The sequence below is a fragment of the Halothiobacillus sp. genome (genome assembly GCF_028710545.1).
GTDB lineage: Bacteria > Pseudomonadota > Gammaproteobacteria > Halothiobacillales > Halothiobacillaceae > Halothiobacillus.
This window is the reverse complement of sequence record NZ_JAQTTX010000073.1, coordinates 1-8,841: the sequence shown is the minus strand read 5'-3', so window position 1 is coordinate 8,841 and position 8,841 is coordinate 1. Positions and strand designations below refer to the sequence as shown.

12 protein-coding genes and 1 pseudogene are annotated in these 8,841 nt (G+C 60.4%); 5 read left to right on the top strand and 8 right to left on the bottom strand.

Features of this window, described 5'->3' with window-relative positions; translation table 11 throughout:
* The 6 genes from PHD44_RS11660 to PHD44_RS11635 all read right to left on the bottom strand — a co-directional run.
* Positions 1 to 638 (bottom strand): helicase RepA family protein (locus PHD44_RS11660; protein ID WP_300191931.1); only part of this gene is annotated, 638 nt, incomplete at its 3' end.
* Positions 639 to 704: 66 nt separating this feature from the next.
* Positions 705 to 920, bottom strand: a complete 216-nt coding sequence (locus tag PHD44_RS11655) for a hypothetical protein (RefSeq protein ID WP_222697900.1) — start codon at positions 918 to 920, stop codon at positions 705 to 707.
* On the bottom strand, positions 917 to 1,189 hold the full coding sequence (locus PHD44_RS11650) for a type II toxin-antitoxin system RelE/ParE family toxin (protein WP_103035956.1): 273 nt from the start codon (positions 1,187 to 1,189) through the stop codon (positions 917 to 919). Before PHD44_RS11650 ends, PHD44_RS11655 begins: the two co-directional genes overlap by 4 nt.
* Positions 1,173 to 1,397, bottom strand: a complete 225-nt coding sequence (locus PHD44_RS11645; protein WP_103035955.1) for a DUF6290 family protein — start codon at positions 1,395 to 1,397, stop codon at positions 1,173 to 1,175. Before PHD44_RS11645 ends, PHD44_RS11650 begins: the two co-directional genes overlap by 17 nt.
* Positions 1,398 to 1,453: 56 nt before the next feature.
* On the bottom strand, positions 1,454 to 4,126 hold the full coding sequence (traI, locus tag PHD44_RS11640; protein ID WP_103035954.1) for a TraI/MobA(P) family conjugative relaxase: 2,673 nt from the start codon (positions 4,124 to 4,126) through the stop codon (positions 1,454 to 1,456).
* Positions 4,116 to 4,427 carry a ribbon-helix-helix protein, CopG family gene (locus tag PHD44_RS11635; RefSeq protein ID WP_103035959.1) on the bottom strand — a complete coding sequence of 104 codons (312 nt, stop codon included), beginning with the start codon at positions 4,425 to 4,427 and terminating at the stop codon, positions 4,116 to 4,118. Before PHD44_RS11635 ends, traI begins: the two co-directional genes overlap by 11 nt.
* Before the next feature lie 310 nt (positions 4,428 to 4,737).
* Between PHD44_RS11635 and PHD44_RS11630 the strand changes: the two genes are divergently transcribed.
* From PHD44_RS11630 to PHD44_RS11610, 5 genes are read left to right on the top strand one after another with little or no spacing between them, the layout of a single operon-like run.
* The gene (locus PHD44_RS11630) at positions 4,738 to 5,094 is read left to right on the top strand and encodes a protein mobC (RefSeq protein ID WP_103035953.1); all 357 of its coding nucleotides are present in this window, start codon (positions 4,738 to 4,740) and stop codon (positions 5,092 to 5,094) included.
* A 12-nt stretch (positions 5,095 to 5,106) separates the two neighbouring features.
* A complete protein-coding gene (locus PHD44_RS11625) occupies positions 5,107 to 5,790 on the top strand; it encodes a protein mobD (RefSeq protein ID WP_009873358.1) in 684 nt (227 codons plus the stop codon).
* Positions 5,783 to 6,424, top strand: coding sequence for a DUF6753 family protein (locus PHD44_RS11620; RefSeq protein WP_103035952.1), 642 nt, complete (start codon positions 5,783 to 5,785; stop codon positions 6,422 to 6,424). The genes PHD44_RS11625 and PHD44_RS11620 overlap by 8 nt, the downstream gene beginning before the upstream one ends.
* The gene (locus PHD44_RS11615) at positions 6,409 to 6,921 is read left to right on the top strand and encodes a hypothetical protein (RefSeq protein WP_300191878.1); all 513 of its coding nucleotides are present in this window, start codon (positions 6,409 to 6,411) and stop codon (positions 6,919 to 6,921) included. The genes PHD44_RS11620 and PHD44_RS11615 overlap by 16 nt, the downstream gene beginning before the upstream one ends.
* Complete coding sequence (locus PHD44_RS11610; RefSeq protein ID WP_103035949.1) at positions 6,918 to 7,367, top strand: hypothetical protein; 450 nt, start codon at positions 6,918 to 6,920, stop codon at positions 7,365 to 7,367. Before PHD44_RS11615 ends, PHD44_RS11610 begins: the two co-directional genes overlap by 4 nt.
* 283 nt (positions 7,368 to 7,650) lie before the next feature.
* Here the strand turns inward: PHD44_RS11610 and repC are convergent, their stop codons facing one another.
* A complete protein-coding gene (gene repC / locus PHD44_RS11605; RefSeq protein ID WP_103035958.1) occupies positions 7,651 to 8,484 on the bottom strand; it encodes a replication protein C, IncQ-type in 834 nt (277 codons plus the stop codon).
* A pseudogene (locus tag PHD44_RS11600) lies at positions 8,474 to 8,841 on the bottom strand (replication protein A); the annotation flags it as partial. The gene repC and the pseudogene PHD44_RS11600, both read right to left, overlap by 11 nt.

The following is an 8,841-nucleotide window of genomic DNA, read 5'->3' as shown; positions in this document are numbered from 1 at the left end:
TTGGCGACATAGCCGCACCATCTGGCGTTGTCGATCAGGGCAGACGCGCCCCGCGCTGCCTGCTGCTGGTCGGTCTGGCCGTCGCGGGCGCTGCCCTTGTTGACGTGGTGCAGGTACAGGACAGCCGCCCCGGTGGTTGCCGCGATGTGTTCCAACACGGAAACAAGGTGGGCCATGTCGCCATTGCTGTTCTCGTCGAGGCTGTGAATGCGGCTCAAGGTGTCCAGCACAATCAGTCGCGCCCCTGCGCTGTAGTCGATGACGCGACGCAAGTGCGCCTCGTCCATCACGTTCAACCGCTTGCCCATGATCGGCTCAAGCATCAGGTTCTCGGCGATGGCTTCGCGGGCCAACTGGTTGAGGTGCTGGCCGATGGCGTGGACACGCCGCACAAGGGCGGGCTGTGGATCTTCGCCAGCGAGATAAACCACGCGCCCGGTGTGCGCCGGGGCCAGTCCTACAAGGTCGCCGCCTGCCACACTGCAAGCGATTGACATAGCCGCTTCAAGAGCAAAAAAGCTCTTGCCAGTTGCACCAGGTGCGACAAGTGCGCCCACGGTTCCGGCCAAGAATCCGGGCCAGATGAAATCAAGTTCTGGCGGCTCATTGGTGAAGGCCGCCATAATGTCCAAAGCCATGCTGTTCTCCTGTTTAGAACGGTTATGGTTAGGCGCTGCCGGGGCCGCAATCCCCTGCCGCGCCGCTCAATTTTCGCCCCTCGATGCCAGCCACGCCGAAGCCTCGGCCAAGGCGTCCTCATAGGCGTAGCTGGCCGCTTCCTCTGCGTTCTCTGCTGTGGCGTACTCGGACAACGGGAACACTCCGCCGCCGACTTCCTCGCCGCTTTCCAACAGGCGCAACCGCCACCCGCCGCCAAGGTCGGCGGGGCGGGGGTCGATCTTGTAGCTGTATTCGATCATTGGCGGTAAACCTCCTTACGATTGCCGATGCGCATAACGAGGATGCGCAAAGCACCGTCCTCGATGCTGGCGATGATTCGCCAATCCCCAACGCGGTATTTCCAGAAGGCGCCCAGTTTGGAGCCTTTGAGGGCTTCGCCAATACTGCGCGGGTCGTCGAGCTGGGCGACGCGGCCATGCAAAAAAGCGAGGATGCGGCGGGCGGTCTGCGGGTCGATCTTGCCTAGCTCGCGCTCGGCGGCTGGGTCGAGTTCAACCTTCCACGCCATAGCGTTTCATCACTTCTTCGAGTGGCACGGTTTGGGTTTTGCCTGCGCGAATGTCGATCAGGCGTTGCTCTGCAAGGTACAAATCTTCGAGGTCATCCAAGTGCTCAAGGATGGCTTCGCGGGCATAGAAAGTCTTGGTGCGCCCTGTGGCCTGCGCCAGTGCTTCAAGGCGGGTTTCCACTTCGGCGGGCAGTCGGATTGCAAGCATGTTTCGGCTCCTATTCTGAAAACGCTATACAAGTATATCACAACCACCGCGCAACGCTAGAGACTCATTCCCGGCGAGTTGTCGCGCTCGATCTTCTGCGCCTTGGCCTGCTCCTGCTGGCGTACTGGCTCCCGCCCTTCCAGCTTTTCCCATTGCTGCCGGTACTTGCCCAGGTCGGCGGCTTGCCGGTCGCCTGCGGCGCTGTAGGCATAGCGGGCGGTGCGCTGCGCGTAGTCGTTCCAGTCGCGCCCCTCGTCCTTCTGTCGGGTGGCCGGGGCACACTGGCGGATAGCGCCCTCGATGGCCGCTTGATCGTGGCCGGTGACACGCATACGCACGGCAATCATGGAATCCAAGCGGGACAAGTCCACCTCGCCGCCACGCTGCCGCTTGAGCACGTCGCGGTAATGCCGCTGATAGGCGTCGATCGCGCTGCCGCTGGCCGCTGCAAGCTCCAAGGCGGGCTTAGCTTTGCTGCGCTCGGGCTGCTGCGCCTTCAAGGCGGCTTGCCGCTGATACTCGGCGTCGATCTGGCTGGACAAGGCCAGCGCCTTGACGCACTCGCGGCGCTCGGCCTTGAGCAAACGCACCTCGGGATAGCTGCCGTCCTCCCGCTGGTGCTTGGGCTTGCGGTTCTCGTAGCCGGGTGCGCGGTGCGGGTGGATGGCTCCCGATAGCTTCGGGTCGCCGTATTCGCGGTTCAGGGCATCGCTCAGGCGGTTGCCAACGTCCTTATCGTGGGCCGTCCCCAGCTTCGGCACGGTGATGATGGCCTGATAGTTGCCGGGGCTGGATTCCAGCACGGCGGCGGGCTGGTAGCCGTCGCGGATAAGCCGCTCCAGTTTCTCCCGGTTCATGTCGTCGATGAGGATGTGATGCTTCTTGTCCGATAGCGGCGTGTAGTAGAGGTTTTCGCCCCGGCGCTGTAGGCGCTGCATCTCCGGCGTGCGCTGCTCGATCTCCTGCGGTGTGAAGCCCCGCGTGATGCCGTCCTTCTTGTCGAGGATGAAGGTTTGCTTCCTGCCGTCTGCCTGCATCTTGATGGACGTTACCCGGTAACGCTCCGCACCTACCGCTTCCGCGTACCGCTCGAACTGCTTTAGCTGCTCCGATTTCATCGCCTGCGCCCTCTCCTGCTGTATCCGCTGCCGCTCCTGCTGGATGCTCTCCTGAAGCTCTGGATTCGTGATCTTGAAGCCGTGCTCTGCTGCTAACTTCGCGCACATGGCCTTGTATTCGTCGTTCCCGGTTACGGTGAAGCTGCCCCACTTCTGCGCCGATAGCTGCAAGGCGGCAAGCGTGCTGTCCCGGTTGCGCCAGTCGTGAATGTCGATGCTCTTGCCCTTGTCCACGAAAGACACACCCCCGCCCGGCCCCGCTTCTTCCTTGCGGCTGTAATGCACCTGCTTGCCCACGATTTCCGGCTGATAGGCGCGGATGTCTCGCGGTGTCGGCGGCTCGCTGCGGTCGCCCTCGATGCGCTGCGGCTCGCTGGCCCGGTGTCGCCACTGCTCGGCAAGCTCCGGGCTTTTCTGCATCCGCTGCCACTGCTCCAGGTCGGGATAGGGTCGGAACTGCTGCCGGTGCTGCTCGCGCTGCTTCTGGTGCTTCTCTTTCAAAGCTGCTTTCTCTGCGGCCTGCTCGGCGGCAATCACGCTGCGCATGGCGTTGAGCACTTCGCCTTTGCCCTTCCAGTTGCCGCGCATGAGTTCATCGCGGCGGGCCTTCTGCTGCTCGGCAAGTTGCTTGCGCTCCTGCTCCTGCCGCTTGTCCTGTGCCAGCTTGTCCGCGTTCTTCTCCGCGTAGTGCGCCTTTCGCCCGGTGATGTAGTCCTTCCATCCCGGCACGTCTGGCTTGATCGGCTCTGGCTCGCGCTGCGCAACCTGCTGACGCTGCGGCGCGGGCTGATACTCGCCTAGACGCTTCTGCATCTTGGCAAGGCTCGCGTTACGGTCTACGTCGCTGGCCTTCACGCCAACATCCCCGACAAACACGGTTGCCCCGCTGCCGGTTTTCTCGTATCGCATCCCCTTGCCTGCTAACTCGCGGTGCAACTGCTCCCAGCTTTGCGCCTGCTTGATGATCGCTGCGCCGTCCTCAATGGCGATTCGATGGGCTGACTTCTCCCCGGTGCGGTTCTCCATGTCCCGCTTCTTTTGGTCGGGCTGGCGCGGCTTTTCCGGGTCGTATGGCGCTCGGCCAAGCTCCCCGTTTTCCAACACCTGATAGCGCCCGTTTTGCTCACGCTGCCAGCCTTGCGCGTGCTCAATCCGGGCAATGGCCTTGTGCGCCAGTTCAATATCAAAACCCCGGTTCTTCTCAACGATCTTGAGCGTTTCAGGATGAACCCGGTTGATGACGATGTGCAGGTGAATATTGTCGGTATCGGAATGCAGGCCATAGATGGCTTGATGGTCTTTCCACCCGAGTTCATCCATAAAGATGCTTACCGCTTCTTCCACTTGCTCAGGGCTGGGTTGCTCGCCTTCGCGCCAACTCAAGACATAGTGATTGATGGTGTCCTTGCTCCTAACCGCTTCCTGAGAGATGGCAATCATCTCAGCGGTTTGGCTCTTGGCATCATCCATCAGAAAGCCACGCGCACCGGCATAAAGGCACTTCTCCTGCGGACTCTCTGACTCAGGCGAGCGGACATAGTTGGTAAGCTGGCCGATACGCTGCGCCTTGCTCGCGGACTTCTTCGGATTAGGAACCTTCTTAACGATCATCGTTGATCTGCCTGAAATAGCCCTTGAGCGCCACAAGCGCCTCAGCCGTTTGCTTGCTGTAAACGCCTCCGCTCTCGTTGTGAATGTGCTTTAGCAATCCACCGATGCGGCGTAGCTCTTTGAGCATTACGGCATCGGCGTTGGCAATGATCGGCCTGCCAAAGTAGCGGCGGCGGACAAGCTCCGACATGCTCAATCCGGCAAGGTCGGCATCCTCTTTCAAGCGGGCCTTCTCCGCTGCGGTCAGCCGTACATTGATAACGGCGTCCAGCGGTTCCGGCCCCTGCGTTTCAAATGGCATCATGTCTCCTTCTCGCCGGGGGGCGGCGGGGGGTGTGTCTTGGACAGTAAGAAGCGAAAGCGCCGCACTGTCCGGGGTCAAGGGGGCACCCCTTGCAGGATGAGCCAGACCGTGAGAAGCGAAGCGCCGAATGGGCAGGCGGGGATTGGCAGGAACATGGCGCAGCCATGTGTATGACAATCCGCATCCTGTATTGCTCAACCGCTCTACTATCATATCAGCAGTTTAGGCGTACTGGATGCACTTTGCAACAAGCATAAAAGGCGCTATGCTGTCAACTCCGCAACCAGTAAGCAAAGGAGTTAGCAGAATGAAATACACGACAGAGCAGCTAGAGGCTATCGCATCGAAGCTGCGCGATATGCCGCCAGTCGAAAAGAAGAAGCAGGAGCACAGCAAGCAAGAGGCCGTGCGCGTGCTATCCAAAGAGATTGCCGCTTTGCAAAAGCGTGGATACACGCTTGACCAGATTTCAGAGACGCTGCGCGGCGAAGGTCTGAGCATCGCAACCCCAACGCTCAAGAGCTACTTGCAGAGAGCAAAGCCAGCGAAAAAAGCCCCGGTGCAAGCACCGGGAGACACACCCCCGCCCCGCCCCGCCGTCAAGAAGCCTGCGGATACATCAAAGGCGACATTCACCCCGAAACCTGACAGCGACGACATTTAAGGAGTAAGCAACATGGCGAAAAGCATTTACCTGATCGGTGGCAGCAAGGGCGGCGTTGGCAAGTCGCTTGTCACGATGGCAACGGTTGATTACCTGCAAGAGCGCGGCGAAAGCGTCTTGCTGATTGAGTCTGACACCTCTAACCCGGACGTATGGAAAGCCTATAAAGAAAGCACGGAAACGGAGCTTATCAATCTGGATGAGGCGGACGGATGGATTCAGCTAGTGAACTTGTGCGATAGTAAGCCGGATAGCGTCGTGGTAATCAACACGGCAGCACGGAATAACAAGGGCGTGAGCGCCTACGGTGAAACACTGAATAGCACGCTTGAAGAACTCAAGCGGAAGCTGGTCACGCTGTGGGTGATTAACCGCCAACGGGATAGCCTCGAACTGCTAAAGGAATACATGGACGCAATTCCGAATGCGGATGTTCATGTGGTACGCAATGGACACTTCGGGGAAGAAAAGAAGTTCGAGCTTTACAACGGCTCCAAGCTGCGCACGGCGGTAGAGGAACGCGGCGGGAAATCGGTGACATTCCCGGACATGGCCGACCGTGTGAGCGATGACATTTACAGCAAGCGCATGAGCATTGCGGTAGCACTCAAGGAATTGCCCATTGGCAACCGTGCGGAGCTTACGCGGTGGCGCAACGAGGCCAAAAAGGTATTGGAGGCCGTAGTCCATGAGTGACCTAGACGACAGCTTTGCAAAGCTGCTCGGCAGGCAACCTAGTGACGCGGAGCGGCAAAGTCTTTACCGGGTTCGGGATGCACTCGGCCTGAAAAACAATGATGCGCTGTGGCTGGTGCTCATGGCCTTGCAACACTACCAAGGCCAGTATGAGAAGTTCCCGCAAGCGATAGCACAAGCAGCCAAAGATACCTTGGTCAATTTCAAGGTAACGGCGGATGCAACCGTGAAAGCATCAGCGGAAGCAGCCAAGGCGGATTTGGCGCAAGCGGTAGCAGCAGCAGCGCAAGAGGTCGCGCACAACACATCGGCAAAGCAGATGTGGCAGTGGGCGGCGGGCTGCATCGCCGTGGCCTTCCTGTGCGTCGGCCTGTTCGGCTGGTACATGCACAGCAGCGGCAAGGATTCCGGCTACCAAGCCGGATACGGCGCGGGCTACACGGAAGCCAAGGACGAGAAAGCGGCGGCGGCATGGGCCAACACGCCAGAAGGGCGAACGGCCTACCGCTTCGCCCAGTCCGGCGAACTGCAACGGCTTGCCCGGTGCAGTGGCAAGGGCTGGAAGGTCGAGAAAGGCGCTTGCTACCCCTACCCGGTTCCGAATGAGGGCACTTACGGATGGGCGCTGCCATGATCGACACGCTCAACATCGCCACGATGCCGATTGCAGACAAGGTGCAGCGGCACATGATGGCGAGCTATTACGCCTTGCAACTGGATGCCTTGCAGGCCGAAGCCAAGCGACTCGGCTACTTCTTCGCGCAAGCCGACACGGCGGCAACCATGCCGCCCGTTCTGGCTGAACGTCTGGCATGGGCGACGGAGTACCGGCGCAAGTGCTACCTGTACCCGAATTGCCCGGAAAGCTGGGAACGCCAGACAACCGACAGCATGAGCGACGGCTACGCCCAAGAGCACTGCCGCTCGATGCTCGCGGCGCTGGCCGCGCTCGGCATCCGTTTGCAGGAAGGCCCGCAAGCCTGCGCCCTACTGGCGGCGGAGGAATGCCGCCAACGCGAGAAAGCCAGCTTGCCGCCTGAGCCTTCGCCACTCTCGGAAGTCGAAGTGTCCAGCTTCGTCGATGAGTTTTTCACCAAGCTGGACGCACCCAAGGAGGGAGTCCCGACATGAGCACAACCGCCAAGATCGACTTTGAACCCGGCCTGTTCGACGAGGGCCAGACCGAGGCCGCGCCCGATCTGCCAACCATCCAGCCGAAACGGCGGGCAAACCGCGCCCCGTTCATCGTGGCCGGTGGTCTGTTGCTTGTCCTAGCGGCGGCATTTTTCGGTATCAACGGCACAAGCAAGCCCAAGACCGTCCCGGCAATGCTCACAGAAGGCCCGCAAACGGCCATAGGCGCGTTTTCTTTGCCAACCCTAACCCAAGGCAGCCAAAACATCCAAAAAGCCGCTGTAGGCGATTCTGATGGCTTCTGTTCGGGGTATGAGGCGATGTGCTCCACCAGCACGACCGACAAGCCAGCCGAAACGCTCGCCAAGCTGGCCGCTGCGCTACCTGCGGGAGAGGCCAAACGCTACCGGGTGAAGGTGTCCATTGTCCCGCTGGACGAATGAAGGCGGCGCGGGCGGGCGGCGGGCGGCGGGGGGGTGTGTCTGGCCGGGCTTGTCCCGGCCTTGTCTTTTGGGAGCTTTGGCAAGGACTTTTGACGCCCTCAAGGGCGGCGAAAAGTACCGCGCCTAGTGGATGATCTTGGATAGATCATGGAAGGATTTTGCGAATCGGCCGCAAACCCTCGCCAGTGCTGGGTTTTTCGGATTGGGGCGGGTGGCGTTACTACGGGGGTTGGGTGGCGTTACTACGGGGGTTGGGTGGCGTTACTACGGGGGTTGGGTGGCGTTACGCCGGGGCCTTCGGCCTGCTGATTTCCCACTTGCCCTTGGCGTACTCGCTCACTGTCCAACCCACGGCGGCAAGCTCGGCAAGTGCCTTGCGGGCGGTCTGCCTGCGGGTTTTCATGGTGTTGGCGTTTGCGGCCACATCTGGCCACACATAGCCGCACAGGGTGTCGATTTCAGCCTTCCCAGACTTGCCGGGGTCAATCCAGCCGCAAAGCCTCTGGTGAATCAAGCGGGCCGGGTCTGATTCGAGCTGGCGGACTTCTGCCATCTCGATGCGGGTGTGGGGGCGCTTACCAAGAATCGCCTCCGCGATGCGCGGATTCAGAGCAACAAACAGCCGTCCATCCTCGTCATCGAAGGCGTAACTCATCAGGTGAAAAGATGCTTGCCTGCTGCCCTTGGTGACTACCACTGTCACGTTTGCCATGCGCAGCAAGCTGGCCTTGATGGCCTTGATGTTGTCGCCTCCATCGGTAAGGCCGATTTCGCCTAACAGCTTTGTCATGCTCTCCCGCACGACAAGCGCATCCTGCTCTACTGCGTCGAATTTCGGTTCAAGGAATAGCCTTAGCTGCTTTGGAAGGTCTGCTGTTGGCTCTGGCGTCAGAATGATGCCTTTTGGCCCGCCAAGGGCAACAAGCCCCTGTAGTAGCCGCATGTCATCTGCACCAAGAGGCTCGAAGCCGACAAACCGCGCTTGTTCGTTCTCCGCGTAGTGGTACGTCACATCGAGCTTGAGGCGTTTTCGTTCGCCACGCTTGAGGCTACGGAATAGTCCGGGTGCCAAGCAATGCGTTGGGTCGTGCCTTGCGTGGGTAAGGTCAAAAGCCATCGCCGCGCCTCCTTGTGTCACGTCCTTTTTCTTCACTCTTGCTTGCCTCCTGTAGTTCAACGGGCAGCAACACCCCGCCGGTGTGTCGCTGATACCAGCGGTCTAGCGGGGTCGCGTCGTAGTTCTGCTTGCTCACGCCAAAGCGGACAAAAAGGCCGCGCCGTTCGTTGCCGATGGGCGCACGATCAAAGCCCCGGTCACTCATGCGCTCGGCTTCCTGCTCCGTCATTTTGGCGACATAGCCGCACCATCTGGCGTTGTCGATCAGGGCAGACGCGCCCCGCGCTGCCTGCTGCTGGTCGGTCTGGCCGTCGCGGGCGCTGCCCTTGTTGACGTGGTGCAGGTACAGGACAGCCG